20 protein-coding genes, 3 tRNA genes and 1 pseudogene are annotated in these 25,991 nt (G+C 70.5%); 6 read left to right on the top strand and 18 right to left on the bottom strand.

The window, feature by feature from the left end; genetic code table 11:
• Nucleotides 1-222 precede the first annotated feature (222 nt).
• Together recQ and RT054_RS08675 are read right to left on the bottom strand one after the other, a co-directional pair.
• Nucleotides 223-2,077: pseudogene (gene recQ / locus RT054_RS08680) on the bottom strand (DNA helicase RecQ).
• Nucleotides 2,078-2,334: 257 nt separating this feature from the next.
• Nucleotides 2,335-3,303, bottom strand: coding sequence for a MarR family transcriptional regulator (locus RT054_RS08675; protein WP_313023122.1), 969 nt, complete (start codon nt 3,301-3,303; stop codon nt 2,335-2,337).
• Between the two features lie 56 nt (nt 3,304-3,359).
• Between RT054_RS08675 and RT054_RS08670 the strand changes: the two genes are divergently transcribed.
• Complete coding sequence (locus tag RT054_RS08670; RefSeq protein WP_313023119.1) at nt 3,360-5,567, top strand: MMPL family transporter; 2,208 nt, start codon at nt 3,360-3,362, stop codon at nt 5,565-5,567.
• A 222-nt stretch (nt 5,568-5,789) separates the two neighbouring features.
• Here RT054_RS08670 and RT054_RS08665 read toward each other — a convergent pair whose 3' ends face one another.
• The 10 genes from RT054_RS08665 to glyA form a co-directional block, all read right to left on the bottom strand.
• Nucleotides 5,790-6,107: a hypothetical protein gene (locus RT054_RS08665; protein WP_312720939.1), complete on the bottom strand. Its 318-nt coding sequence runs from the start codon at nt 6,105-6,107 to the stop codon at nt 5,790-5,792.
• Between the two features lie 387 nt (nt 6,108-6,494).
• On the bottom strand, nt 6,495-7,547 hold the full coding sequence (locus RT054_RS08660; protein WP_313023116.1) for a phosphotransferase family protein: 1,053 nt from the start codon (nt 7,545-7,547) through the stop codon (nt 6,495-6,497).
• The gene (locus RT054_RS08655) at nt 7,547-8,782 is read right to left on the bottom strand and encodes an acyl-CoA dehydrogenase family protein (protein ID WP_313023113.1); all 1,236 of its coding nucleotides are present in this window, start codon (nt 8,780-8,782) and stop codon (nt 7,547-7,549) included. The genes RT054_RS08660 and RT054_RS08655 overlap by 1 nt, the downstream gene beginning before the upstream one ends.
• A 125-nt stretch (nt 8,783-8,907) precedes the next feature.
• On the bottom strand, nt 8,908-9,798 hold the full coding sequence (locus RT054_RS08650) for a TetR/AcrR family transcriptional regulator (protein ID WP_313023111.1): 891 nt from the start codon (nt 9,796-9,798) through the stop codon (nt 8,908-8,910).
• Nucleotides 9,799-9,894: 96 nt separating this feature from the next.
• Nucleotides 9,895-10,569: a histidine phosphatase family protein gene (locus RT054_RS08645; RefSeq protein WP_312720934.1), complete on the bottom strand. Its 675-nt coding sequence runs from the start codon at nt 10,567-10,569 to the stop codon at nt 9,895-9,897.
• Nucleotides 10,570-10,798: 229 nt separating this feature from the next.
• Nucleotides 10,799-11,485 carry a TrkA family potassium uptake protein gene (locus tag RT054_RS08640; protein ID WP_312720932.1) on the bottom strand — a complete coding sequence of 229 codons (687 nt, stop codon included), beginning with the start codon at nt 11,483-11,485 and terminating at the stop codon, nt 10,799-10,801.
• Entirely contained in the window at nt 11,475-12,830 is a 1,356-nt protein-coding gene (locus RT054_RS08635; RefSeq protein WP_313023103.1) for a potassium transporter TrkG, read from the bottom strand. The genes RT054_RS08640 and RT054_RS08635 overlap by 11 nt, the downstream gene beginning before the upstream one ends.
• Nucleotides 12,827-14,170 (bottom strand): potassium transporter TrkG, encoded by a 1,344-nt coding sequence (locus tag RT054_RS08630; protein ID WP_313023100.1) that lies wholly within the window; start codon nt 14,168-14,170, stop codon nt 12,827-12,829. The genes RT054_RS08635 and RT054_RS08630 overlap by 4 nt, the downstream gene beginning before the upstream one ends.
• A 36-nt stretch (nt 14,171-14,206) precedes the next feature.
• Nucleotides 14,207-15,589, bottom strand: coding sequence for an L-serine ammonia-lyase (locus RT054_RS08625; protein WP_312720928.1), 1,383 nt, complete (start codon nt 15,587-15,589; stop codon nt 14,207-14,209).
• A gap of 169 nt (nt 15,590-15,758) precedes the next feature.
• The gene (glyA, locus tag RT054_RS08620; protein ID WP_313023096.1) at nt 15,759-17,030 is read right to left on the bottom strand and encodes a serine hydroxymethyltransferase; all 1,272 of its coding nucleotides are present in this window, start codon (nt 17,028-17,030) and stop codon (nt 15,759-15,761) included.
• Nucleotides 17,031-17,086: 56 nt separating this feature from the next.
• Here glyA and RT054_RS08615 point away from each other — a divergent pair, with 56 nt between their 5' ends.
• From RT054_RS08615 to RT054_RS08595, 5 genes are all read left to right on the top strand, one after another.
• Nucleotides 17,087-18,130: a PHP domain-containing protein gene (locus RT054_RS08615; RefSeq protein ID WP_313023095.1), complete on the top strand. Its 1,044-nt coding sequence runs from the start codon at nt 17,087-17,089 to the stop codon at nt 18,128-18,130.
• Nucleotides 18,131-18,255: 125 nt separating this feature from the next.
• A tRNA-Glu gene (locus tag RT054_RS08610) sits at nt 18,256-18,328 on the top strand.
• A 29-nt stretch (nt 18,329-18,357) separates the two neighbouring features.
• Nucleotides 18,358-18,431 (top strand) — tRNA-Asp (locus RT054_RS08605).
• Between the two features lie 12 nt (nt 18,432-18,443).
• A tRNA-Phe gene (locus tag RT054_RS08600) sits at nt 18,444-18,520 on the top strand.
• Nucleotides 18,521-19,184: 664 nt separating this feature from the next.
• Complete coding sequence (locus RT054_RS08595; protein WP_312720923.1) at nt 19,185-19,835, top strand: GntR family transcriptional regulator; 651 nt, start codon at nt 19,185-19,187, stop codon at nt 19,833-19,835.
• Between the two features lie 336 nt (nt 19,836-20,171).
• Here RT054_RS08595 and RT054_RS08590 read toward each other — a convergent pair whose 3' ends face one another.
• The 6 genes from RT054_RS08590 to fliP all read right to left on the bottom strand — a co-directional run.
• The gene (locus tag RT054_RS08590; protein WP_313023093.1) at nt 20,172-20,555 is read right to left on the bottom strand and encodes a hypothetical protein; all 384 of its coding nucleotides are present in this window, start codon (nt 20,553-20,555) and stop codon (nt 20,172-20,174) included.
• Nucleotides 20,530-22,581 (bottom strand): flagellar biosynthesis protein FlhA, encoded by a 2,052-nt coding sequence (gene flhA / locus RT054_RS08585; RefSeq protein WP_312720921.1) that lies wholly within the window; start codon nt 22,579-22,581, stop codon nt 20,530-20,532. The genes RT054_RS08590 and flhA overlap by 26 nt, the downstream gene beginning before the upstream one ends.
• 270 nt (nt 22,582-22,851) lie before the next feature.
• The gene (locus RT054_RS08580) at nt 22,852-24,063 is read right to left on the bottom strand and encodes an EscU/YscU/HrcU family type III secretion system export apparatus switch protein (RefSeq protein WP_312720920.1); all 1,212 of its coding nucleotides are present in this window, start codon (nt 24,061-24,063) and stop codon (nt 22,852-22,854) included.
• Nucleotides 24,064-24,066: 3 nt separating this feature from the next.
• Nucleotides 24,067-24,837: a flagellar biosynthetic protein FliR gene (locus RT054_RS08575; protein ID WP_312720918.1), complete on the bottom strand. Its 771-nt coding sequence runs from the start codon at nt 24,835-24,837 to the stop codon at nt 24,067-24,069.
• Nucleotides 24,838-24,842: 5 nt separating this feature from the next.
• Nucleotides 24,843-25,121, bottom strand: coding sequence for a flagellar biosynthesis protein FliQ (gene fliQ / locus RT054_RS08570; protein ID WP_312720916.1), 279 nt, complete (start codon nt 25,119-25,121; stop codon nt 24,843-24,845).
• A gap of 125 nt (nt 25,122-25,246) precedes the next feature.
• Nucleotides 25,247-25,991 (bottom strand): flagellar type III secretion system pore protein FliP (gene fliP, locus RT054_RS08565; protein ID WP_313023087.1); only part of this gene is annotated, 745 nt, incomplete at its 5' end.

Genomic DNA, 25,991 nt, shown 5'->3' with positions numbered 1-25,991 from the left:
TCGCCCGCACCGTGTTTCCACGTCCACATCGGCGGCCACCCACGTGCGCCGCCGTGTCACACACGCCGCCACGCGCCCACGGCCGCGTCGGCGTCCCCCTTGACCCGAGACCAGAGGTGTTCCGCCAGCACTGGATGCCTTGACGAGGAGGCGGGGTTCGTCACCCCCCGTCGAACACACCGACGGGTGGAGCAACTGTCTTCGGCAGGCGCCTCGGGCGGCTCACTTCCCGGCGACGGTGGCGAGGACTCCGGGGCCGTAGCGGTCGAGCTTGGCGGCGCCGATGCCGCTGATCGCGCCGAGTTCGGCCGTCGTCGTGGGGGCCGCGGTGGCGATGGCGCGCAGGGTGGCGTCGTGGAAGACGACGTAGGCGGGAACCCCCGCCTCCTTCGCCGTCGCCGCGCGCCACGCCCGGAGGCGTTCGAACAGCGCGGTCTCCTCCGGGGTGAGGTCGGCCGTGACGTCGGCGCGGGCCCTGCCACCGGACGACCGGCTCGACCGGCGACGCTCCCGCTCGGGCTCCTGGCGCAGCGGCACCGACCGCTCGCCGCGCAACACCGCACCCGACTCCTCGGTGAGCCCGAGAGTGCCGTAGTCGTCCTCGACCCCGACGAGCCCCGCGGCGAGAAGCTGCCGCGCGACACCCCGCCACCCGCGCTCGTCGAGCTCGGTGCCGATGCCGAACGTCGTGAGGTCGGCGTGCCCGAGCGAGCGCACCCGGTCGGTCTCACGGCCGAGGAGGATGTCGACGAGATGCCCGGCACCGTAACGCTGCCCGCGGCGGTCGAGCCGGACGATCGTCGAAAGGAGCTTCTGCGCCGGGATCGTGCCGTCCCACGTCGTCGGCGGTTCGAGGCACGTGTCGCAGTTGCCGCACGGTCCGGTGCCGGGCTGGCCGAAGTAGGCGAGGAGCTGCTCACGGCGGCACGTCACCGTCTCGCACAGCGCGAGGATCGCGTCGAGATGCCGGCCCAGGTTGCGCCGGTGCGCGGCGTCGCCCTCGCTCGCGGCGATCATCTTGCGGTGCTGCACGACGTCGGCGAGCCCGTACGCGAGCCACGCCGTCGAAGGCAGTCCGTCTCGGCCCGCGCGACCGGTCTCCTGGTAGTACCCCTCGACCGACTTCGGCAGGTCGAGGTGGGCGACGAAGCGCACGTCGGGCTTGTCGATGCCCATGCCGAACGCGATGGTCGCGACCATGACGAGGCCGTCCTCACGGAGGAACCGCGACTGGTGCTCGGCGCACCTCCCGGTCGAGCCCCGCGTGATACGGCAGCGCCGGGATCCCCTGCCGGGTGAGGAACGTCGCGACCCGCTCCACCGACGCGCGGGACAGGCAGTAGACGATGCCCGCGTCACTCTCGTGCTCGGCACGCAGGAACGCGAGGAGCTGCTGCTGCGGGGAGTCCTTGGCGACGATGCGGTAGCGGATGTTGGGGCGGTCGAAGTCGGCGATGAAGTGACGCGCGTCCTCCAGGTGCAGCCGGATCGCGACCTCGCGCCGCGTGGCCTGCGTCGCCGTCGCCGTGAGGGCGATACGCGGGACCTCCGGCCACCGTTCGTGAAGGATCGACAGGCCGAGATAGTCGGGCCGGAAGTCGTGGCCCCACTGGCTCACGCAGTGCGCCTCGTCGATGGCGAACAGCGCGAGGCCACCGCCGAAGGTGACGCGGTCGAGGAGCGCGAGGGTGTCGGGCACGCGCAGGCGCTCCGGAGCCAGGTAGAGCAGGTCGAGTTCGCCCGCGAGAAGCGCCTGTTCGGTGGCGGCCCGCTCGTGCGGCAGTTGCGTCGAGTTGAGGAACCCCGCCCGCACCCCGAGCGCCGAGAGGGCGTCGACCTGATCGGCCATGAGCGCGATGAGCGGGGAGATCACGACGCCCGTTCCCTCACGCACGAGCGAAGGCACTTGGTAGCAGAGCGATTTGCCGCCACCGGTCGGCATGAGGACGAGCGCGTCCCGTCCCGCGACGACCTCCTCGATGATCGCGGCCTGGTCGCCACGGAAGTCGTCGTAGCCCCAGACACGGCGCAGCGTCTCGCGGGCGGCGGTGAGTGGGGAGTGATCGACGGCAGACATCGCGGTCAGCCTACGCAGCGACCGGCGTCGGAGTCGTGCGCCGGATCCCGCTGTGGACACACCGTGGGAACTCTCACCCACGACCCGCCCCCCACCCCCGAGACGGCAGACAGACGGGAGGGAAGCCCAGCTACTGCTGCAGCGATCTGTCGGCGGCCATCCCATCTGCCGTCTCGGGGGTGGGGCGGGCGGCGGGGTGGCGGGCTCGGGGTGGGGGTCGGCGTTCTGGTGGGCGCCCCCCTCGCCCCGGACTTCGGTCAGCGGCGACGGGTGGGGTCGGAACCTTTGGGAGGCGACGTGCCGGCCGGGCATTCGAGGTCGTCGTGGTAGGCCCGCACGGATTCGGTCACGGCCCGCAGGACCCGACGAGCGGTCTCGATCTCCTCGTCGTCGAACGCCGCGAGCGCGGCATGCTGGTGGAACCCGAGGGGGCCGAAGAACTCGCCGGCGACCTCCCGACCGTGGTCGGCGTAGTGGAGGAGAACGCGTCGTCCGTCACGGGGGTCCTTCGAGCGCACGACGTGTCCTCCACGCTCGAGGCGATCGAGCAGGTAGGTCACGGCGCCACTGCTGAGGCCGAGTTGCGCCCCGAGCATCGCCGGGGTGACGGAGTGGCCGTGCAGCTCCCCGACGTGGATGAGGCTGAGCGCGCGGAAGTCGGTGTCGTGCAACTCGTGGGCGTGGGCGAAGGTCCGGCCGAGACGAGCGGTCGCCTCGGACAGCGCCTCCACCTCCTCCGACAACGCCCGTTCGGTCACGCTCCTCGCCGTGGAGGGCGCCGACGTCGACGGCCGCGGAGCCCGCGGCGCCGAGTCCGTCTCGTGCCCGCCGACCGCGTCCTCGTCGAGCTCCTGCCCGTCGACGTCCCGCCCGTCGACGTCCCGCCCGACGACCTCCCGCCCGACGACCTCACGTCGGTCAGCCCCGCGCCCGTCGGACACGACCACGGTCGCCGCGTCGACCGGTGTCGTCGAGTGCGGCTCGCGAAGCGCCGTCGCGCCTGACGCGGGCCTCGTCTCGGCCTCCGGCACCCCGGCCGCCCCGGAGGGCGTCGCCGAGCCTGCGTCGCGGTCCTCGCCGACACCGGAGGTGGACGTCGCGATGTCCCGACGTCCGACGGCTCGGCCGGTTCCCCGCTGTGCGGGATCCCCCGCCGCCGGCCCGCGGGCCCGGCGCCCCGCGGGCGCGGTCGGGCCGGGTCGGCGGTCGGCGGGATGGTCGCTCACAGGCTCGATGGTACTCCCGAGTCGACAGTTCTCTCAGCGACTGAGAGGATTCCTCCATGCCTTCGTCTGCCGTCTCCGACGCCTCGTCACGACGCCCCGACGCCCCGGGGCCCGACTCCGCACGACTCGACACTCCCGACCCCGACGATCGCGGCCTGTGGTGGGCGCTCGGCGGACTCGTCACGGGCAAGTGGAGCGCCGTCCTCACCCTGCTCGTCGGCCTCGCGTTGGCAGGCGGGCTGTTCTCGATCGGCGCACCCGACAGCAGCGCCGGTCCGAACGGCCGCCCGGCCGGCGCCGAGTCGACGCGCGTGCAGGAGATCGCCGCCGAGTTCGAGGACGGTGCCACGACTCCCGCGATCGCCGTGTTCACCCGCACCGACGGTGGCGCGCTCACCCGTGAGGACCTCGCCGCCGCGGCCGACACGCGCGACCGGATGCTCTCCGTCGAGCGCGGGCCGGAGACCGGCAGCGGCACCACGGCCGACACCACCGCCACCCGGGTCCCCCTCGTCCCCTCGCCCGACGGCAAGGCGACGACGGCGGTCGTCCCGATCTCGAACGACCGCACCGGCTCCGAGCTGGCGACGACGATCGACGAGGTCCGCGACGCCTCCGGCACCGACCTCCCCGAGGGCCTGTCCGTGCAGCTCACCGGCGGCCCGGCGTTCGGCGCCGACACCGCGGGCGCCTTCGCCGGCGCCGACCTGCGCCTCCTGCTCGTCACCTCGGCCGTCGTCGCGGTGCTTCTGCTCATCACCTACCGATCGCCGATCCTGTGGCTCGTGCCGCTCATCGTCGTCGGCCTCGCCGACCGCGTGGCGCAGATCGCCTCCGCACACCTCAACGAGGCCGTCGGCCTGCCGCTGGACGGCTCGACGACCGGCATCACGAGCGTCCTCGTGTTCGGTGCCGGCACGAACTACGCGCTGCTCCTCGTCTCCCGCTACCGGGAGGAGCTGCGCCGCACGCCGCACCACCGCCTCGCTCTGCGTCGCGCACTCCGGCACACGGGACCCGCGGTGCTCGCCTCGAACGTCACCGTCGTGCTCGCCCTCCTCACCCTGCTCGTCGCCGCCATCCCGAGCACCCGCATCCTCGGCGTCGCCGCCGCGACCGGACTCCTGTGCGCGCTCGTCGCGGCCGTGTTCGTTCTGCCCGCCGTGCTCGCCCTGTGCGGCCGCGGCCTGTTCTGGCCGTTCGTCCCCAAGGTCGGCGACCCCGACCGCGGCGCCTCCGGTCGCTGGTACGGCCTCGCCCAGGGTGTCGCCCGCCGCCCGTGGACCGTCCTCGCCGTGACCGTCCCGCTCCTCGCGGTCTGCGCCCTCGGTCTCTCCGGCGTGCGCATCGGCCTCGAGCAGACCGAACAGTTCCGCGTGCAGGCCCAGTCGATCGACGGGTTCGAGACGCTCCGCGAGCACTACCCGGCCGGTCAGGCCGACCCGGCCACCGTCGTTGCCCGCACCGACCGCGCGGACGAGGTCGAGGCCGTGCTCACGGACTCCCCCGGTGTCGAGGCGGCGCGTCCGACCGGCTCGTCCGACTCCGGCTGGAGTCGTTGGCAGGTCATCCTCGACGCCGACCCCTCCTCCCCCGAGGCGTTCGACACCGTGCGTGCGCTGCGCGACAGGGTCCACGCCGTCCCCGACGCGCAGGCGATGGTCGGTGGGAGCGACGCGAGCGAGCTCGACTCCCGTGACGCCGCCGACCAGGACCTCATGAAGATCGTGCCGCTCATCCTCGGCGTCGTCCTCATCGTGCTGTTCGCCCTGCTCCGGGCGCTGTGGGGGCCGCTGCTCCTCATCGCCGCGACGACCCTGTCGGCCATCGCAGCGATCGGCGCGGGCGCGTGGGCCGGGACGCACATCTTCGGGTTCCCCGGCCTGGAGACCTCGGTGCTCCTGTTCTCGTTCCTCTTCCTCGTCGCCCTCGGTGTGGACTACACGATCTTCCTCGTCACCCGTGCCCGTGAGGAGGCCGAGGAGCACGGCACCCCCGAGGGCATCAAGCGCGCGGTCGCCCTCACCGGCGGCGTCATCACGAGCGCCGGTGTCGTCCTTGCGGCGGTGTTCGTCGTCCTCGGGGTGCTGCCGCTCATCACGCTGACCCAGATCGGCATCACCGTCGGCATCGGCATCCTGCTCGACACGTTCGTCGTCCGGACCATCGTCATCCCGGCGCTCTTCACCGTCGTCGGACCCAAGGTCTGGTGGCCCGGCCTCCCCGCCGGCGACAAGCCCTCGGCCCGACCCTCCCCAGCCTGATCCCCGTCACCCCGGCCCAGCCTCGATGACGTCATCGACGAGGTCATCGAATCGGGGCTCATCGCCCTGGAACGGATGACGTCATCGGTGACGTCATCCGTTCTGTGGGAGGGCGCAGGGGCGCAGAGGGATCGGGGGGTGGGGAGCAGGGACGACGAGGGCGGGGCGTGGGAGGTGTCTCCCGCGCCCCGCCCTCGTGTCCGTCCCCCGAGTCTCTGGACGTCAGCGAATCCACTCCTCGACGAGGCGGCGGTGGCGCTGGTCGGCCTCTCGGATGGCGGTGACGACGGCCTCGAAGTCCGCCGCGGCGTCACGCGGCTGCTCGGTGACGAAACGGTTGTCGACGAAGTCGATGTGCTCCGGAAGCGCGTCGGCGACCTCGTCGGAGTAGCGCCGGACGACGTCGTAGATGCCCACGCGCTCGCAGTGCGGACGCAGCAGGGTCTCGATGAAGTCGAAGGGGTTGGTGTCTCGGCGTCCGCCGGTCGCGTCCTTCCAGGTCGCGAGCGTGACGGGCCGATTGTGAAGGATGTCGGTCATCTCGGATTCTCCGCAGGGTGAGGTGAAGCGACGACCTCGTTGTCGCACACTCTCGGTCTTCGGTCGGCAGCGGGAAAGGCTCACCGCCCGTCCCAGTGTCGCCGAGGATGCTGGACATGTCCTCAACCTGATGCGTGTGTCCGCTCCGAACCGCCGAAGCCCCGGGAGCGGCGGTGAGATTTCACCCCGCCGACACGCCCCCGACGCACCCCGGACGCGCCTGCGCCGCACCGGCGTCACGCCTGCGCCACACCGGTGGCACGCCCAAGCACGCCAGCCATCGCTCGCGCCACCGACCCCACGCGCACGCAGACGCACACGGTCGCACCGGACGCGCGAGCGCCGACGGCGTGAGCCGCCTCGACGGCCGGGGTCGCGGCGCCGGAGTCAGGCGCCGGGGAGTCCGTACTCCTTGGCGAGAGTGAGGGCCCGACCGGAGAGTCCGTGCACCATCTCCTCGGTGGGCACGCCGCCGAGGGAGGCGTTGCCGGGCTCGTCGAGCACCCGACGGCGGACGCCCTCGATGATCGCGACGACCTTCCACACCCCGAGCACGTGCCAGAAGCCCACGTCGGCGACATCGCGTCCGCTCGCCTGCGCGTAGGCGTCGACGAGTTCGGCACGACTGGAGAATCCGGGCAGCGCGGACGCGCCGAAGATCCCCGGTGCCAGCCCGTCGGAGGGCTCCGGCCAGTAGGCGAGCAGCGTGCCGAGGTCGGCGAGCGGATCGCCGAGGGTCGAGAGCTCCCAGTCGAGGGCGCCGATGACCTCGCCGGTCTCCGGGTCGGAGATCGCGTTGGCGAGGTGCAGATCGCCGTGCACGAGGGTGAGATCGCTCTGCGGCACCACCGAGGCCTGGAGGATCTCAATCACGCGGTCGAGGTCGGCGCTCTCGGTGGTGCGACTCGCCTCCAGCTGACGGACCCACCGCGAGAGCTGCCGCTGCGCATACGGCTTGTGGCTCGCGAGGTCGAGGAGTCCGACCTCCTCGAGGGGCACGGCGTGGATGCGCGCGAGGGTCCGTGCGATCGACGGGCCGATGGCCGCCCGCAGCTCCGGCGACGCGGCCTCGCCCTTGGCCGCGCTGTCGATGACGTACCCGTCGAGGAACCCCATGACCATGTGGGCGACGTCGTTCGGGGTCCACAGCCCGAGGACCCGGGGCACGGGCACGCCCGTGCCCTGCAGCGCGCTCATGATGCGGTACTCGCGGGCGACGTCGTGCGCCGACTGCAGCAGGTGCCCCAACGGCGGACGCCGCAGCACCCACCGCCGGTCGGCGGCGTCGGTGAGCAGGTAGGTGAGGTTCGACTGACCGTTGCCGATGCGCTGTGCGGTGAGCGGCTCGGTGATCTCGTCGGACTCACGGATCCACCCGGCGACGACGTCGAGACCGACCTCGAGTCCCTTCGGCGCCTGGTGCTCGGGTGCCTCGGTCATCAGATCGTCGCCTCCCCCGCGGCAGCGCGCTCCTTCTCGCGACGACGCAGCTCATAGCGGGCGATCGTGCGCTTGTGCACCTCATCGGGCCCGTCGGCGATACGCAGCGTGCGCATGTGGGCGTAGAACTCGGCGAGCGGCACGTCGTCGGTGACGCCGGCGCCGCCGAACACCTGGATCGCGCGATCGATGACCTTGAGCGCGACGTTGGGGGCGGCGACCTTGATCGCGGCGATCTCGGTGCGGGCCGCCTTGTTGCCGACCGTGTCCATGAGGTACGCGGCCTTGAGGGTGAGCAGTCGCGCCATCTCGATCTCGATGCGGGATTCGGCGATCCAGTCCTGGATGTTGGCGTGCGCGGCGATGGGCTTGCCGAACGCGATGCGCGTCGCGCCCCGGTCGACCATGAGGTCGAGCGCCCGTTCGGCCATGCCGATGGCCCGCATGCAGTGGTGGATCCGGCCGGGACCGAGGCGGGCCTGGGCGATCATGAACCCGTCGCCCTCACCCGCAAGCACCGCGGTCTTGGGCACGCGCACGTCCTCGAACGTGATCTCGGCGTGGCCCTCGCGGTCGACATAGCCGTAGACCGGCAGGTTGCGCACGATCGTGACGCCGGGGGTGTCCATCGGCACGACGAGCATCGACTGCTGCCGGTGGGTCTCGGCATTGGGGTCGGTCTTGCCCATGACGATGAGGACCTTGCAGTCGGGCCGCATCGCGTTGGAGGACCACCACTTGCGCCCGTTGATGACGTAGTCGTCGCCGTCGGCGACGATGCTCGTCTCGATGTTGGTGGCATCCGAGCTCGCCACGTCCGGCTCGGTCATCGCGAAGGCCGACGCCATCTCACCGGCGAGCAGCGGCTTGAGCCACTTCTCCTTGTGCTCCTCGGTGCCGAACAGCGTGAGGATCTCCATGTTGCCCGTGTCGGGGGCGTTGCAGTTGATCGCCTCCGGCGCGAGGTAGGGGCTGCGGCCGGTGATCTCGGCGAGCGGTGCGTACTCGGCGTTCGTGAGTCCCGGCCCCCATTCGGGGTGGGGGTGGAACAGGTTCCACAGACCCTGGCCCTTGGCCTCCGCCTTGAGGTCGTCGATGATCTGCGGCTGGGCGTGCGGGTCGCTCTGCTGCGCCATCTGCTCGGCGTACACCGACTCGGCGGGGTAGACGAACTCGTCCATGAAGGCGAGCAACCGCGTCCGGTAGTCCTCGCCGCGCTTCGTGGTCTCGAACATGGGCTCGCTCCTTTGCGATTCTCTGTCCTCCGACCATAGTCGAATCCGGATTCAGGTTCGCGTGAGTCCGCTCACACGCCTCGCCCAGCCGACGCCGGGGACACCGTCTGAGGGTCGGTTCCGGGCTACGCGGTCGGGTCGTTCGTCCCCGCCGGCCGGAGCTCCGGCGTCGTGAGTCCGAGGGCGTTCGTCCAGAGACGGGTGGCGACCTCGACGACCTCGTCGACGGGCGCGTCGAGGCCGTGGACGTAGATCGACTGCGCGAGTCGACTCACCATGCTCGAGAGCGCGAGGGAGGCGATCTGCGGGTCGAGGGCACGGTCGGCGAGCCCGCGTTCCTGCAGGTCACTGATCGCGCGGGCATTGCGGGAGACGAACGCGTCGGCCCGCAGCCGCCGCATCCGGCGAAAGCGGTCGTCGACGACGGCGACCTGGTCGAGCAGCCGGTTGAGGGCGGCGTTGCGGGCATAGGCCTCGAGGTAGGCGCGGTTGGCCTCGCGGATGAGGGCGACCGGATCGTCGGACGAGGCGATCCGGCCGGTGCCGGGGTGGAGCATCTCGTTCTGCGCCTCGAGAAGCACGGCGGCGAGCACCTCGTCCTTGCCCTCGAACCACGTGTAGAGACTGCCGACGGAGCACTGCGCCTCCGCGGCGATGTCGACGAGTCGGGAGTCGAGGTAACCGTCGCGTTCGAAGACCCGGCGGGCGGCGGCGACGATCGCGGCGCGAGTGCGCCGCCCGCGATCGGTCTGCGGAACCGCCCCCGCCATCCCGCGATCGACGAGATCGGGCGTGGTGTCGGGAGCCGTTCCCGGCGTCGAGTCCGTCGCGGCGTCGAGCGGGAGGTCCGCCGCGCTCTCGCACGACGGATCGGGGACGACGGCGACCTCACCGTCGATCGCGTCAGGAGTCGCGCCGTGGGCGGCGTCGTCGGGCGTCGGAACGAGGGCCTCCACGTCGGTGGGCACGGGCGGGCCGAGGGGATCGTGGCCTCCCTGCGCGTCGCTCGCGTCCATCCCGTCAGGCTAGCCGAATCCGGGTTCAGGTCCGAGGTCTCGCGCCAAGGGGGACACCGGCTCGATGAGGACTCGGCACGTCCGGCGCCCCGCTCGTCACTCGGCCTCGGCGGCCGCCTCGGTCTCCCCACCGGGACCGGTGTGTTCGCGGTCGCCGAGATCGCGGCCACCGAGCGGGTCCTCGAGCCAGGACTCGAGGTGCCAATCGCCCGGCCGCCCCGTCACGGTGAGCATCGCGGTGTTGGGCACCCAGTGGTCGGCGGCGTAGCGCAGGTCGATCTCGCTGGTGCGCACGCCCGCCCACACGCGGATGATCGCGCCGTGCGACACGAGGACCGCCGTCCCGTCCTCACCGAGATGAGCCGCGACCTCGTCGACGACCTCGTCGAACCGCTCGACGACCTCCCGACCGGTCTCCCCGCCGGCCAACCGCAGGTCGAGGTCGCGCGCCCACCCGAACACGCCCTCGACGTAGGCCTCGATGGCCTCGTGGTCGTTGCGCATCTCGTAGTCGCCGGCCGAGATCTCCCGGATGCCCGGCCGCACCCACGGGGACAGTCCCAGGGACGCGGCGAGCGGCGCGGCGGTCTGCTGGGTGCGCACGAGGTTCGACACCACCATGAGGTCGATCGACTCCTCCGCGAGGGCCGCGGGGATCGCGGCGGCCTGCGCCCGTCCGAGATCGGTGAGGTCTGCGCCCGGCTCCGCCGTGTCGAGGTGATGTCCCACGTTGGAGGTGGTCTGGCCGTGTCGCACGAGGAGCAGTCGCATGTCTCCCACTATCGCGCATGGTGGGGCCCGCGCCCCGCGCGGTTCCGCGGAGGACCGCTGAACTCTGGGTGACGACTCCCCACGCCCGCGGCGGCACCCCCACCTGCATCGACGTCGGGTGACGATGTCCCGCCGGGGCAGGATCGGGCGCCGGGTTCGTGGCGATGCGCGGGACACCGCCGATCCCGGACGTCGGCGCTCAGCGGGGTGGCGCGGGCCGCCCGGTGGTTCAGTCCGTGTGGGGCAGGGAGCTGAACTTCTCCAACGCCCGCACCGAGCCGGAGATGATGATCTCGTCGCCCTGGCGCGGGATGGTCTCGCGGTCGGCATAGGTGAACCCGGAGCCGGCCTTCTTGATGCCGACGACCGTGATGCGGTGCCGCGATCGCAGGTCGGACTTGCCGAGGGGGATGCCCCACGTGATCGTCGGCGCGAGGATGCGCGCGAGTCCGTACCCGCCCTCGAGCTCCATGAAGTCCTCCATGGTGCCGACGATCTGGTGGGCGACGCGCAACCCCATCGCGCGTTCGGGATAGACGACGTGGTGGGCGCCGACCCGTTCGAGGATCTTGCCGTGCTTGGCGGTGATGGCCTTGGCCCAGATCTCCTCGACGCCGGCCTCGGACAGGGCGAGGACGGTGAGGACGCTCGCCTCGATGTCGCTGCCGATGGCGACGACGGCGCGGTCGAACGAGGCGACACCGAGTTGGCGCAGCGCCTCCTCGTCGGTCGTGTCGGCCTGGACCACGTGGGTGAGGTCGTTGGCCCACCGCTGCACCAGCACCGGGTCGGTGTCGATCGCGAGGACCTCCTTGTCCATCTGGACGAGGGACAGTGCCACCGACGACCCGAACCTGCCGAGCCCGACCACGAGGACGGACTCGGCGACTCCACGGTTCCTCTTCCTATCCAACAACGGTGTGCTCCTCGGGCAGGTGGTAGCGGACGGTGCGGGTGCTGCTGAGGGCGAGAGCCGAGGCCACCGTGACCGTGCCGACGCGACCGCAGAACATCACCCCCATGATGACGAGTTGCGCCACAGGGGGGAGCTGGGGCGTGAGGTTCATCGAGAGGCCGACGGTGCCGAAGGCGGAGACGACCTCGAAGACGACCCGGTCGAGGGGGTGGTCGGTGAGGACGACGAGCGCGATGGTTCCGGCCGTCACCAGGCCGACGCCGAGCAGGGCGACCGTGAGGGCCTGGCGTTGGGATGCACCGGAGACGCGTCGGTTGCCGAGGCGGACCTCCGACCAGCCTCGCGTCTCGGACCAGATGACGTACCCGAGGAGGAAGAACGTCGTGACCTTGATGCCACCGGCCGTTCCGGCGCTGCCGCCACCGATGAACATGAGGACGAGGTGGACGACGAGGGTCTCGGGCCGGATGTTGCCGTAGTCGATGCTGTTGAAGCCCGCGGTGCGCGGGAACACCGACCCGGCCAGGCTGCCCCAGAGCTTGCCCTGGACGTCGAGCGTGCCGATGGTCCCCGGGTTGCCCCACTCGGAGAGCAGGAACGCGACGAACCCGACGACGAGGAGCGTGGCGTAACCGACGACGGTGAGCCGAAGGTAGATCGACCACATCGAGACGCGGAACCGTTCCCGGGTGAGCTCGAAGTAGGCCGGGTAGCCGATGCCGCCGGCGATGATCGCGAGGCAGATCGGCCCGATGATCCAGCCGTCGGCGACGAACCCGATGAGGTTGTCGGAGTAGAGCGCGAAGCCGGCGTTGTTGAACGAGGAGACGGCGTGGAACAGGCCGTGCCACGCCGCGGTGGCCAGGTCGTCGTCGTAGGTGGAGCGGAAGCGCATCGTGAGGAAGACCGCGATGACGCCCTCGGCGAGCAGGGTGGCACGGACGATGCGGACGAGGACGCCGCGGACGTCACCGAGCCCCGAGGTCTTGGTCTCCGTCTGTGCCCGTATCGACGCCGCGAGCGTGATCTTGCCGCGGACGAGGAGCGCGAGCAGCGTCGCGAGTGTCATCGTGCCGAGGCCGCCGACCTGGATGAGCAGGAGGATCACGGCCTGCCCGAAGGGGGTCCAATAGGTCGCGGTGTCGACCGTGACGAGCCCGGTGACGCAGACGGCCGAGACGGTCGTGAAGGCCGCGGCGAGGTGGTCGGTCTGCCCGGAGGCGTGGGCGAAGGGCAGCGAGAGCAGAGCGGTACCGACGGCGATGACGAGCAGGAAGGACAACGGCACGATCTGCGCCGGGTTGCTGCGCTTGCGCGAACGGGTGACCACGTCGACCTCACTCACCCGACGATCGGGCGCTCCTCGGGAAGATGGTAGTGCCGCGCCGCGGTCCGCAGCGCCAGCGCCGAGGCGGCGGTGAAGGTGCCGACACGGCCGAGGAACATGAGCAGCATGAGGGTGAGCTGCCCACCGGCCGGCAGCTCCGGGGTGACGCCCATCGACAGCCCGACCGTGCCGAAGGCGGAGGTCACGTCGAACAGGACGTGGGTGAGGGGGAGGTCGGTGAGGAGCGCGAGGATCATCGTCCCGCCGACGACGCAGGCGACGGCGATGAGCGCGATGGTGACGGCCTGACGGATGGTCTCGTCACCGATGCGGCGGTGGGCGACGGTGACGTCGGCCTCACCGCGCGCAGTCGCGACGATGAGGAAGAACAGGAGGAAGAACGTCGAGACCTTGATGCCGCCGGAGGTGCCCGCGCTGCCGCCGCCGATGAACATCATGACGATCGTCGTGATGATCGTCTCGTCCTTGATCCCGGCGTAGTCGACGATGTTGAACCCGCACGAGCGCGGCATCACCCCACCGGCGAGCGCGGCGGTGACCTTCTGCCCCACGGCCATCGGGCCGACGGTGTCGGGGTTGTCCCACTCGAACACGAGGAACGCCGTGAACGTGACGAGGAACAGCGCCATGAAGCCGTAGAAGGTGAGGCGCGTGTGCACCGTCCACTGGCCCGGACGGCGCCACTTCTTCAGCAGCTCCCAGAACACGGGGTAGCCGAGGCTGCCCGCCCACACCGAGAAGGTCATGAGCACGACGACGACCGGGTCGAGGACGAACGACATGATGCTGTCGCTGTGCAGAGAGAACCCCGCGTTCGTGAACGACATGCACGCGTACCAGACGCCGTGCCACAGGGCCTGCGGCCACGGCAGTCCGTGGGAGTAGTGGAAGCGCGGCACGAGGAGGAGTGCCGCGACGACCTCGGCGGCGAACATGCTCGTGGCGATCCGGACGACGATGCGTCGGGCCTGACCGAGGTCCTGCGCCTGGGTCTCCGTCTGCACGGTGAGGGTGTCGGAGAGTTCGATGTAGCCCTTGACGAGGATCGCGAGCAGGGTGGCGATCGACATGATGCCGAACCCGCCCATCTGCGTGAGCAGGAGGATGACGCCCTGCCCCATCGGCGTCCAGTACGTCGCGGTGTCGACGACGGTGAGGCCCGTGATGCACGTCGCCGAGACGGCGGTGAACGCGGCGACGAGCGGACGCACCTGGCCGTCGTGGTGCATCAGCGGCAGCGACAACAGGGCGGTGCCGACGAGGATGACGGCGAGGAACGCGAGCGGCACGAGGCGGACGGGGCGGCGTAGGACCTGCCGGACGACGGCGTTCGCCATCGACGTCCTCCTCGGGGATGGGCCGGTGTGCGGGCGTCAGCACTCGATGACGTTGACGGCGAGTCCGCCGCGCGCAGTCTCCTTGTACTTGTCCTTCATGTCACGCCCAGTGTCACGCATCGTCTTGACGACCTTGTCGAGGGACACGACGTGACTGCCGTCCCCGTGCAGCGCGGTGCGCGCGGCCGTGACCGCCTTGACGGCGGCGATCGCGTTGCGCTCGATGCACGGGATCTGCACGAGCCCCCCGACGGGGTCGCAGGTGAGCCCGAGGTTGTGCTCCATGCCGATCTCGGCGGCGTTCTCGCACTGGAGGGGGGTGCCGCCGCACACGGCGGCCATCGCTCCCGCCGCCATCGAACAGGCCGACCCGACCTCGCCCTGACAGCCGACCTCCGCACCCGAGATCGACGCGTTCTCCTTGTAGATGACCCCGATCGCGCCCGCGGTGAGGAGGAACTCGACGATGCCGTCGTCGTCCGCGCCCGGCACGACGTCGACGTAGTAGCGCAGCACGGCCGGGATGATGCCCGCGGCGCCGTTCGTCGGCGCGGTGACGATGCGGCCGCCGGAGGCGTTCTCCTCGTTGACGGCGAGCGCGTAGAGGGTGAGCCAGTCCATCCCCCGCAGCGGGTCGGCCACCGCGGCCTCGGGCGCGACGGCCTCGAGTGCGCGCCGCAGCCCGGCCGCACGTCGCGGCACCTGCAGACCGCCCGGCAGCACGCCCTCGGTGCTCATCCCCGCCTCGATGCACTCGTTCATCACCGACCACAGGTGCAGCAGCCCCGCCCGGACCTCCGGCGCCGGCCGCCAAGCCGTCTCGTTCTCCATCATCACCTCGGCGATGGACAGGCCGGTGCGTCCGCAGACCTCGAGCAAGTCGTCCCCGGTGCGGAAGGGGTGGGCCACGGGCGTCGTGTCCTCGACGACATGGCTCTCCCCGTCGGCCCCCTCACCGACGACGAACCCGCCGCCGATCGAGTACGACGTCACCGCATGCAGTGGCTCGTCGCCCTCGCCGAAGGCCGTGAAGGTCATGCCGTTGGGGTGCAGCGGCAGGCTCTTGTTGCGGTAGAGGACGATGTCGTCGTCCTCGACGAACCTGATCTCGTGGGTGCCGTGCAGGCGTAGCAACTCGGTCTCCCGCACGGCGGCGACGTCGCCGGCCACCGCACGGGGGTCGACGAGCTCGGGGCGTTCCCCGCACAACCCGAGGACGACCGCCGTCCCGCTGCCGTGTCCGTGTCCCGTGGCACCGAGGGATCCGAACAACTCCGCGCGCACCCGCGTCGTCCGGTCGAGCAGCCCTTCGGCGTGGAGGGCGTCACCGAACCTCGCGGCCGCCCGCATCGGACCCACGGTATGGGAACTCGAGGGACCGATGCCCACCGAGAACAGGTCGAACACGCTGAGCGCCATGGCTCCTCCGTCGGGCTCGGGATCCGTCGCGGACCCGGATCGAGCAGACTACCCGCCGCGCCCCCGGAACACCCGAGATGGCAGATGGGGTGGAAGCCGAGGTATCGCCTGAGCAGTACCTCCGCTGCCATCCCATCTGCCATCTCGGGTTTTGGGGGTGGGGGGCGGGTCAGCCTAGGGCTGGGTAGAGCGGGAACTTCTCGGTGAGGGCGCGGACGCGGGCCGCGAGGCGATCGATGCCGGCCTCGTCGAGGGCGGGGTCGAGGGCCTCGCCGATGATGTCGGCGACCTCGGTGAACTCCTCCGCACCGAATCCGCGGGTCGACAGCGCGGGGGTGCCGATGCGCAGACCGGAGGTCACCATCGGCGGACGCGGGTCGTTGGGGACGGCGTTGCGGTTGACCGTGATGCCGATGCGGTGGAGCAGGTCCTCCGCCTGGCGGCCGTCGAGGGCGGAGTCGCGCAGGTCGACGAGCACGAGGTGCACGTCGGTGCCGCCGGAGAGCACCTTGACGCCGAGCTTCTCCATCTCGGGGCGCGTGAGGCGCTCGGCGAGGAGACGGGCGCCCTCGAGGGTGCGCTTCTGCTGGTCGACGAAGTCGGGCTCACCGGCGAGCTTGAACGCGACGGCCTTGGCGGCGATGACGTGCTCGAGCGGACCACCCTGCATGCCGGGGAACACCGCCGAGTTGATCTTCTTGCTGAGCTCGGGGTCGTCGGTGAGGATGACGCCGCCGCGGGGTCCACGGAGCGTCTTGTGGGTCGTCGACGTCGTCACGTGCGCGTGCGGCACCGGGTTGGGGTGCAAGCCGGCCGCGACGAGCCCGGCGAAGTGGGCCATGTCGACCATGAGGTAGGCGCCGACCTCGTCGGCGATCTCGCGGAACCGCGCGAAGTCGAGCTGCCGCGGGTAGGCCGACCAACCGGCGATGATCATCCGCGGCTTGTGCTCGCGGGCGAGGCGGGCGACCTCCTCCATGTCGACGAGCCCCTGGTCGTCGACGTGGTAGGGCACGACGTCGAACATCTTGCCGCTGTAGTTGATCTTCATGCCGTGGGTGAGGTGCCCACCGTGGGCGAGGTCCAGGCCGAGGATCGTGTCACCCGGCTGGAGCAGCGCGAAGAACACGGCGGTGTTCGCCTGCGCGCCGGAGTGGGGCTGCACGTTGGCGAACTTGGCTCCGAACAGGGCCTTGAGGCGGTCCCGCGCGAGATCCTCGATCACGTCGACGTACTCGCAGCCGCCGTAGTACCGACGGCCGGGATACCCCTCGGCGTACTTGTTCGTCGCGACGGAACCCTGCGCCTCCATCACCGCGACCGGCGCGAAGTTCTCCGACGCGATCATCTCCAGCGTGTGCTCCTGGCGCAGGCGCTCGTCGTCGAGGGCCTTGGCGATGTCGGGGTCCACGTCCTTCAGCGGTTGGTTCAGCAGGTTCATGCGCGCAGTCTCGCAGAGAAGAGGCCGGGGACGTGCCGCTGATCCAGAATCCAGTCATGGCCTCCGCGAACAGCCCCCACCTCGAGCCGATCGACGCCCTGCGCCGCATCGCATTCCTCCTCGAGCGCCGCCGTGGTGAGACCCGCAAGGTCGAGGCGTTCCGCAAGGCTGCCGCGGTCGTCCTCACGACCGGGGAGGACGAGATCGCCGCCCGCGCGGAGGCCGGCACGCTCACCGATCTCCCGTCGATCGGGGCGAGCACGGCGAAGGTCATCACCCAGACGCTCGCGGGACGGGTGCCGGACTACCTCGCCAAGCTCGACGCGGGTCCACTCGTGGACCAGACGCCGGAGACCCTCGCCATGCTCGGTTCGCTGCGCGGCGATCTGCACTCCCACTCGGACTGGTCCGACGGCGGGTCCCCCATCGAGGAGATGGTCGGCACGTGCCTCGAGCTCGGCCGCGAGTACCAGGCGCTCACCGACCACTCCCCCCGACTCACCGTCGCGAACGGGCTGTCGGCCGAGCGGCTCGAACGGCAGCTTGCCGTCGTCGACGGCGTCAACGCCCACCTCGGCGGGGCGTTCACCCTGCTGTCGGGCATCGAGGTCGACATCCTCGACGACGGCTCCCTCGACCAGACCGAGGAGATGCTGGAGCGGCTCGACGTCGTCGTCGCCTCGGTGCACTCCAAGCTGCGGATGGCCAAGGCGCCGATGACGCGGCGCATGATCGCCGCGGTCGAGAACCGGCACGTCGACGTCCTCGGGCACTGCACGGGCCGTCTCGTCACCGGTGGCCGCGGCACCCGACCGCCGAGCGAGTTCGACGCGGAGGCCGTGTTCGCCGCGTGCGCCGAGCACGGCGTCGCCGTCGAGATCAACTCCCGCCCCGAGCGCCGCGATCCGCCCGACGACCTCATCCGCCTCGCCCTCGACGCCGGGTGCCTCTTCTCGATCGACACCGACGCCCACGCCCCCGGCCAGCTGGACTTCCTCGCCTACGGCGCCGAACGGGCCGCCGCCCTGGAGGTGCCGACGGAGCGCATCGTCACCACCTGGTCACGGGAGGATCTCCTCGCCTGGACCTCCCGGCGATGAGCGGATGAACGGCCCGTTTTGGCACTCCGGCCGCTCGTCCCCTATGCTTCAACACGTCCTCGACGGATCCGAGCTGCTCGTGAGCACTGGTCAGTGTGGCGGCGAGGACCTGGAGCGACAACCAGGTCCCCATCGTCTAGCGGCCTAGGACCCCGCCCTTTCACGGCGGTAGCACGGGTTCGAATCCCGTTGGGGATACGCAGTAACACGCACCACCCTCATCACGAGGCCCCGTAGCGCAGTTGGTTAGCGCGCCGCCCTGTCACGGCGGAGGTCGCCGGTTCGAGCCCGGTCGGGGTCGCTCTCATCACAGGGCCAGGTAGCTCAGTTGGTACGAGCGTCCGACTGAAAATCGGAAGGTCGGCGGTTCGACCCCGCCCCTGGCCACCATGGAAGCCGCAGATCAGCACACCTGATCTGCGGCTTCGTGCGTCCCCGGCCGCCGAGGACCCGGCCTCCCCCTGCCGGGCCGGCGCGCTCTGCCCGCCCCGGCGAGTGCCACCCCACCCGATGCTCTCCGTCCGCGCGGCGGACGCCGTGGTCGTTCGCGGCGTCGTGGGTTCGCGGCGTGGCGGGGGTTCGTGATGTCGCGGGAGTTCGCGATGTCGCGGGGGTTCGCGATGTCGTGGGGTTCTCGACGTCATGGTGGTCCGCGCCGGCCGCTGTTCCACGAGGCATCATGGCTCCGCGACATGCGCCGCACCGATCCGGGCCCGAACGGGTGAGCGTTGCCACATGCCGCGCGGGAGGTGGAGGCGCCGACGCCCTGACACGAGGGGCCGGCAGGGGCCTCCCCCGGCACCCGCAGATGTCGACATCACCTCACGCCGCACGCCCGACCGGCACCCAGCGCCGAGGGCGCGAAAGCCCTTCCGACGACCCGTCCAAGACGGACGCTCGTCCGCTCGAAACCACCTCTCACCTGCGACGATGCAGTTGCAAGGGGGCCTTGCATGGCCTACCGTCAGTATGGCGTCAGTCTCGGGGGGGATCCGCAGCGCACGGCTGTATCTGACGTGTGCGGGCAGTCTGGACTGACTGGGAGGGACACACGATGAGGGCAATGTCGGCCACCGAACGGGCCTACACGGACACGCGGGAGAAGATTCTCGACGGTCATCATGCGGGTGGTGAGGTCATCACCGAGGGGCAGGTCTCCACTGCGCTCGGGATCAGCCGCACCCCCGTCCGCGAGGCGTTCCTGCGTCTGCAGTCCGAGGGGCTGCTCGAGCTGTACCCCAAGCGCGGCGCCGTCGTCGTGCCGTTGTCGGACGACGAGGTCACCTCCGTCATGGAGGCCCGTGAGCTCATCGAGGCGTTCGCCGCCACCAAGGTGCTCACCGAGTTCGCCGAGCCGCCCCGCGCCCTCGTGGAGCGCATGTGGGAGCTCGTCGGCGAGCAGCAGCGTCACCTGCACTCGGGCTCGATCACCGAGTTCCACGAGGCCGACACGCAGTTCCACCTCGTCATGGTCGAGGCGTGCCAGAACGCGTTCCTCGTCGACCTCCTGCGCAGCCTGCGGGACCGACAGCGCCGCCTCTCCTCCCGGGTCTCCCGCGCGGCCACGCAGGACCGCATGGAGATCGCCTACCGCGAGCACGTCGCCCTCGTCGAGACCATCGCCGGGGGCGATCTGGACGACTCCCTCGCCGCTCTCCGCGCCCACCTCCGCAAGTCCCGTCAGGCCCTCCTCCAGCAGCGCTGACCCCAGTCCATCGCGTCGGCAGCGCCGACCCCAGTCCATCGCGTCAGCAGCGCTGACCCCAGTCCGGCGCGACGGTGGCGGCGCGAGTGCCGCCACCGACACCGGCACCGGCACCGGCACCGGCACCGGCCGACGCCGACACGGATGCGGACACGGACATGGACACTCACACCGCCACGGGCCGACCCCGACAGCGCCGACCCGGCGCCGGACGTGCCTCGTGTCGCCTCCGTGGCCCGCGATGATGCCCCCGTCCCGTGGCGGCACCCGGCCGCGGGTGGCGCCGGTAGGTGACCCCCCGCCGCGAGCGAGCAATCCCCGTCGCAGCCCCGGACCTCAGGAGGCGGCGCGGTCCTGCCGGTAGGGGTCGTCGCCGACGTCACCGACGTCTCGACCCTCGGCGCGGGTGTCCAGGACCGTCGTCTCCTCCTTGGTCGCGAACGACGTGATGACGGAGTGGACGAGTTGGCACATGAGCCAGGACACCATGAGCGAACCGAGGACCCGCATGATCGCGGGGCGGAAGTCGACGGTGCCATCCATGAACCTGACGAGGGCGGGCAGGGAGAGCACCAGCGCGATGAGGACGACGAGACCGAAGGGCACGCCGGGTTCCTCGACCACGACCTCCGTGTAGATCGCCTCGGTCGAGGCTCCCTTCTTGCCCTTCCTGCCACGGCCCGTGCCGCCGGCGTCAGGCTGCCGTGACTTCCGCGACATTCACGACTCCGGAGGTGACGAGGGTGAGTTGACCGCCGAGCTCGGCGTAGGAGAGCACGGGGGTGCGCGGCGCGGACGTCTCGAGGAGGCGTCGTACGGCGAGTCGCAGCGGCTGGGCGCAGACGAGGACGGGCGGGTCGCCCGCGGCCTCGGCGGCCTGGGCGACGCGACCGGTCTCCATGGCGATGCGTTCGGCGAGCATCGGGTCGAGGACGAGGAAGCTGCCGGACTCGCCCTGACGAAGCGTCTCGAGCATGCGCTGCTCGAGCAAGGGGTCGAACGTGATGACCGAGAGGCGGCCCTCGACGGCATGGCTGGCGGCGATCGCCGGGCCGAGGGCCGTGCGGGCGGCCTCGACGAGCCCCTCGGCGTCGGGGCTGACCTTGGCCCGCATCGACATCGCCTCGAAGATGCGGACGAGGTCGCGGATGCAGACCCGTTCGGCGAGCAGCGCCTGCAGGGTGCGCTGCACCTCGCCGAGGGACAGCGGTTGCGGGGTCAGCTCCTCGATGACGACGGGGTTGGACTGCTTGACCATGTCGACGAGCATCTTGACGTCCTCGCGGCCGAGCAGGTCGGCGGCGTGGACGCGGACGACCTCGGCCATGTGCGTCGTGACGACGGAGCTCCGGTCGACGACGGTGCTGTTGGCGAGCGCGACGTGCTCGCGGAGTTCGGCGGGCACCCACTTGGCGTCGAGCCCGAAGACGGGCTCCTGGGTGGGGACGCCGGGCAGCGCGTCGAGGTCGTCGCCGATCGCGAGGACCATGCCCGCGGGCGCCTGACCGCGGGCGACCTCGACCCCGTGGACGCGGATCGCGTAGTGGCGCGGCGGGAGGTCGAGGTTGTCGCGGGTGCGGACGAGGGGCACGACGATGCCGATCTCCTGCGCGAGCTTTCGCCTCAGGGCTCGGACGCGGTCGAGCAGGTCGCCGCCGGAGGCCGCGTCGACGAGGTCGATGAGGTCGTAGGCGAGCTCCAGCTCGAGCGGCTCGACCCGCATGTCCTGGGCGATCGCGAGCGGGGAGTCCTTCTGAGGTGTGGTCGGGCGGTCCTCGACGTCGGGCTCGGGGGCGGCGTCGACGTCGCCGGGCGCCTGCATCCGGGTCGCGACGAACAGGGCCGCGACGCCGAGTGCGATGAACGGCAGCTTGGGCAGGCCGGGGATGAGACCGAGGGTGAGGATCGCACCGCCGGCGATCTGCATCGCCTGCTTCTGCTTGCCGAACTGCGACATGATCTCCGAGCCCATGTCCTGCTCGGTGGTGGCGCGGGTGACGATGAGGCCGGTCGCGACCGACAGCAGGAGCGCGGCGATCTGGGAGACGAGGCCGTCGCCGACCGTCATCTGGCTGTACCGCTGCATCGACTCGCCGGCCGACATGCCCTGCTGCAACATGCCGATGGCGAAGCCGCCGACGAGGTTGACGATCGCGATGACGACCGAGGCGATCGCGTCGCCCTTGACGAACTTGCTCGCACCGTCCATCGCACCGTAGAAGTCGGCCTCGGCGGCGACCTCCTTGCGGCGCTTGCGGGCCTCGGCCTCGTCGATGAGGCCCGAGTTGAGGTCGGCGTCGACGGCCATCTGCTTACCGGGCAGGGCGTCGAGGGTGAAGCGGGCGGCGACCTCGGCGACACGTCCGGCACCGTTCGTGATGACGACGAACTGGATGACCATGAGGATGACGAAGATGACGAGTCCGACGACGAGCGAGCCGCCGATGACGAAGTCGCCGAACGCCTCGATGACCTTGCCGGCGTAGCCCTGGCCGAGGACGAGGCGGGTCGAGCTGATGTTGAGAGAGAGCCGGAACAGGGTCGCGATGAGCAGCAGCGCGGGGAAGATCGAGAAGTCCAGCGGCCGGGTCACCCGCAACGCCACGAGCATGATGAGCACCGAGAGCAGCAGGTTGAAGGCGAGGAGCATGTCGAGCAGGAACGGCGGCATCGGCACGACCATCATGACGATGATGCCGATGATGGCGGCCGGGATGCCGATGAGCCCGATCTTGCTCGACTTCACGGTCACCTCTTCACTGCTGTCGTGGGCGGGGGACGGCCGGGCGCGCCTTCGTCGACGCCCGCCCGCGACAGCCGGGGTGGCGTCGCGTCCGACGCCCCTCCCATCGGCCCTGCCTGCACCGATCTGAGCGGGGCGCAACGGGGGTGAGGTGCGCGCAGGGGTTGGGGACGGGTCGCCCGCGAGGCTCACCCGCCCCGAGACGGGGGTGCGAACGGGGACCCGGACGAGCTCGCCACCAGGGTCGTCGGTGCGGGGTGGCCGGTGTCGTCGTCACCGCACCGATGACGACGCGCGGTCCACGTCGGCCGACGCCTGTGCGGTCTCCGGCGACGAGGCCGGGGTGCGGATGCCGAGTGCGGCGTCGGTGAGGTCGTCGGGGAGGGTGCCGTCGAAACCAGGGTGGGCGAGGGGGCTCTCGTGGGTCCCGGCGGCGGCGCCGCGGGTGGACAGGTGCATGACGAACGCGAGCACCTGCGCGATCGCGTCGTAGAGCTCGAACGGAATGTACTCGTCGACCTCGCACAGCTTGAACAGCATGCGGGCGACGATGACGTCCTCGACGACGGGGATCTCGTGCGCCGCCGCCTCCTCGCGGATGCGCAGCGCGAGGTAGCCGGATCCCTTGGCGACGACCTGCGGCGCGCCCGAACCCTTCTCGTACTTGAGAGCGACGGAGACGTGGGTGGGGTTCGTCATGACGACGCTCGCCTCACCGACGGCCGCCATCATGCGCCGTTGGCCCATCTCACGCTGCCGGGCGCGGCGATGACCCTTGACGTGCGGGTCGCCCTCCTGCTGCTTGGACTCCCGTTTGACCTCGTCCTTGCTCATCCGCAGCGACTTGGTGACGCGGTGTCGCTCCATCGCGTAGTCCGCGGCCGCGATGACGAGGCCGACGACGGCGATCGTGCGGATGACCGTCATCGAGGAGGACATGACGACCTCGAGGACCGCGCCCACCGACCATGTGCCCGAGGCGGTGATCGCGGTGATCGCCGCGACCACGACGCTGTAGGCGATGAGCCCGAACACGACGAACTTGATGAGTGTCTTCACGAGCGTCCACATGCCGTGCATCCCGAACATGTTCTTCAGGCCCGCGACGGGGTTGAGCTTCTTCCACTTGGGCTTGAACCGCTTGGCGCTGGGTTTCAGCCCGCCCTGGACGACGTGGCCGAGCACGCCGGCGATCATGCACGCGACGACGAGTGGGCCGATGAGCGTGAGGATGCCGAGCATCGAGGTGCGGAACAGCAGGGTCGCGCGGCCGAGGTCGGGCGCGAGGATCACGCCGGTGACGCCGTGCATCATCTCCCCGAACGCCTCGTGGGTGTGCCGGATGGTCGTGGGCCCGATGACGACGAACATGAGCACGGTGAGCCACATCGAGAGGTCCTGCGTCTTCGGGATGTTGCCCTCTTCGCGCGCCTCGCGTTGCTTCTGCGGTGTCGCCTTCTCGGTCTTGTCGGACTTGTCGGCCACGGCTCACCCCCCGACCGCTCGGGAGACGTCGGCGAACTGCCGCAGGATGGCCTCGACGACCGCCTCGAGGGATCCGGGCATCATCGCGACGGCGAGTGCCGCGAGGGAGACGACGAGGATCGTCTTCACCGGGAAGGCGAGCTGGAAGATGTTGAGGCTCGGAACGGCGCGGCTCACGAGGCCGAGGGCGAGGTCGGTGAGGAAGAGCACGGCGAGGATGGGGCCGCCGATCTGCAGTGCCGAGGTCAGCAGCACGTCGAGGTCACCGGAGAAGATCTTGCCGAGCGCGCCGAGATCGACCGGCCCGGCGGGCACGACGTCGAACGTCTGCAGCAGGCCCCGGACCAGCAGCAGATGCCCGCCCGTGGCGAACAGCAGGGTCGTCGCGATGAGGCTGTAGATGCGGCCGAACACGGCGGACTGCGTGTTCGACATGGGATCGAGGATGCTCGCCATCGCGAACATGCTGAACAGGTCGATGAGGTTGCCCGCGGCCTGCACGGCGGCGAAGAGCACGTGGACGACGAACCCCAGCGCGAGTCCGGCGAAGATCTGCCAGACCACCGCCGACACGAGTTCGCCCGTGCCCGCGATCTGGGCCTGGCCGATGTACCGCGGGAAGATCGGCAGCGCCACGGCGAACGCGATCATCCCGCGGACCCGCATGGGGATCGAACTGCTGTTGAACGGCGGCGCGATGATGAGGAACGAGACGACCCGCAGGTGGACGAACAGCAACGCGAGGAGGCCGTCGAGGGCGAACGACACCTCCACGCCCCTCACCTGCCGTTCTGGATCATGCGTGGGAGGTCATGGAGGAGGTTCTGGGTGAACACGACGCTCTCGTGCATCATCCACGGCCCCATGAACAGCAGCACGAGGGCGACGACGATGACCTTGGGGACGAACGTGAGCGTCGCCTCCTGCACCTGGGTCACCGCCTGCAGCAGCGAGATGAGGAAGCCGATGACGAGGGTGACGACGAGGATCGGGCCGGCGAGCTTCGCAGCCAGCATCATCGCCTGCACGGCCAGGTGCATCACGTCGTTGTCGCTCATCGGGCCCCCTCTCGGTCTTGGGTGGTTCGGTTCGGTCGGTGGATCGGTTCGCTCGGGTGGGTCGGTTCCTGGGGTCGAACGGTCGGTCGGGGTGACGTCGCGATCGGTGTCGGTGGTGGTGGGTGCTAGGTCTGCATGTAGCCGGAGACGAGAGCCGTGGTGATGAGGGTCCAGCCGTCGACCATGATGAAGAGCAGGATCTTGAACGGCATCGAGATCATCACGGGCGGGAGCATCATCATTCCCATCGCCATGAGGACCGACGCGACGACGAGGTCGATGACGAGGAACGGCACGAAGATGACGAACCCGATGATGAACGCGGTCTTGAGCTCGGAGAGCACGAACGCCGGGACGAGGGTCGTGAACTCGACGTCCTCGTAGTTCGCGGGCTGCTCCTGGCCGCTCGCCGCGACCATCGTCTGCAGTTCCTGGTTGCCGGTCTGGCGGAGCATGAACGTGCGTAGCGGCGCCTGAGCGCGCTCGAGGGCCTCGTTCATCTCGATCGTGCCGTTCGTGTACGGGGTCACGGCCTGCTCGTAGACCTGACTCACCACCGGGCCCATGACGAAGAGGCTGAGGAACAGCGCGATGCCGGCGAGGACCTGGTTCGGCGGGATCGTCGGCGTCCCGATGGCCTGCCGGGTGAGGCCGAGCACGATGACGATCTTGGTGAACGACGTCATCATCAGCAGGATCGACGGCGCGATCGACAGCACCGTCATGAGCACGATGATCTTGACGACCGAGTCCCGGCCCTGCGTCCCGCCGTCGACGTCGACGGAGATCCCGCCCCGCGGCGGGGTCGGTGAGGCGGGCGGACGCGGCGGCGTCGGCGTCGGCGCGGCGGGGTGGATCGCCGGTGCCGGG

This window comes from Mobilicoccus sp., assembly GCF_032060985.1.
GTDB lineage: Bacteria > Actinomycetota > Actinomycetes > Actinomycetales > Dermatophilaceae > Mobilicoccus.
Note: the sequence above shows the minus strand (reverse complement) of the source record. Positions and strands in the feature narration are given on the sequence as shown.

Excerpts from the sequence above, each read along its gene's own strand:
- RT054_RS08670 (WP_313023119.1), top strand. The coding sequence starts at position 3,360 with ATGCCTTCGTCTGCCGTCTCCGACGCCTCGTCACGACGCCCCGACGCC.
- RT054_RS08665 (WP_312720939.1), bottom strand. The coding sequence starts at position 6,107 with ATGACCGACATCCTTCACAATCGGCCCGTCACGCTCGCGACCTGGAAG.
- RT054_RS08660 (WP_313023116.1), bottom strand. The coding sequence starts at position 7,547 with ATGACCGAGGCACCCGAGCACCAGGCGCCGAAGGGACTCGAGGTCGGT.
- RT054_RS08655 (WP_313023113.1), bottom strand. The coding sequence starts at position 8,782 with ATGTTCGAGACCACGAAGCGCGGCGAGGACTACCGGACGCGGTTGCTC.
- RT054_RS08650 (WP_313023111.1), bottom strand. The coding sequence starts at position 9,798 with ATGGACGCGAGCGACGCGCAGGGAGGCCACGATCCCCTCGGCCCGCCC.
- RT054_RS08645 (WP_312720934.1), bottom strand. The coding sequence starts at position 10,569 with ATGCGACTGCTCCTCGTGCGACACGGCCAGACCACCTCCAACGTGGGA.
- RT054_RS08630 (WP_313023100.1), bottom strand. The coding sequence starts at position 14,170 with ATGGCGAACGCCGTCGTCCGGCAGGTCCTACGCCGCCCCGTCCGCCTC.
- RT054_RS08625 (WP_312720928.1), bottom strand. The coding sequence starts at position 15,589 with ATGGCGCTCAGCGTGTTCGACCTGTTCTCGGTGGGCATCGGTCCCTCG.
- glyA (WP_313023096.1), bottom strand. The coding sequence starts at position 17,030 with ATGAACCTGCTGAACCAACCGCTGAAGGACGTGGACCCCGACATCGCC.
- RT054_RS08615 (WP_313023095.1), top strand. The coding sequence starts at position 17,087 with ATGGCCTCCGCGAACAGCCCCCACCTCGAGCCGATCGACGCCCTGCGC.
- RT054_RS08595 (WP_312720923.1), top strand. The coding sequence starts at position 19,185 with ATGAGGGCAATGTCGGCCACCGAACGGGCCTACACGGACACGCGGGAG.
- RT054_RS08590 (WP_313023093.1), bottom strand. The coding sequence starts at position 20,555 with ATGTCGCGGAAGTCACGGCAGCCTGACGCCGGCGGCACGGGCCGTGGC.
- fliQ (WP_312720916.1), bottom strand. The coding sequence starts at position 25,121 with ATGAGCGACAACGACGTGATGCACCTGGCCGTGCAGGCGATGATGCTG.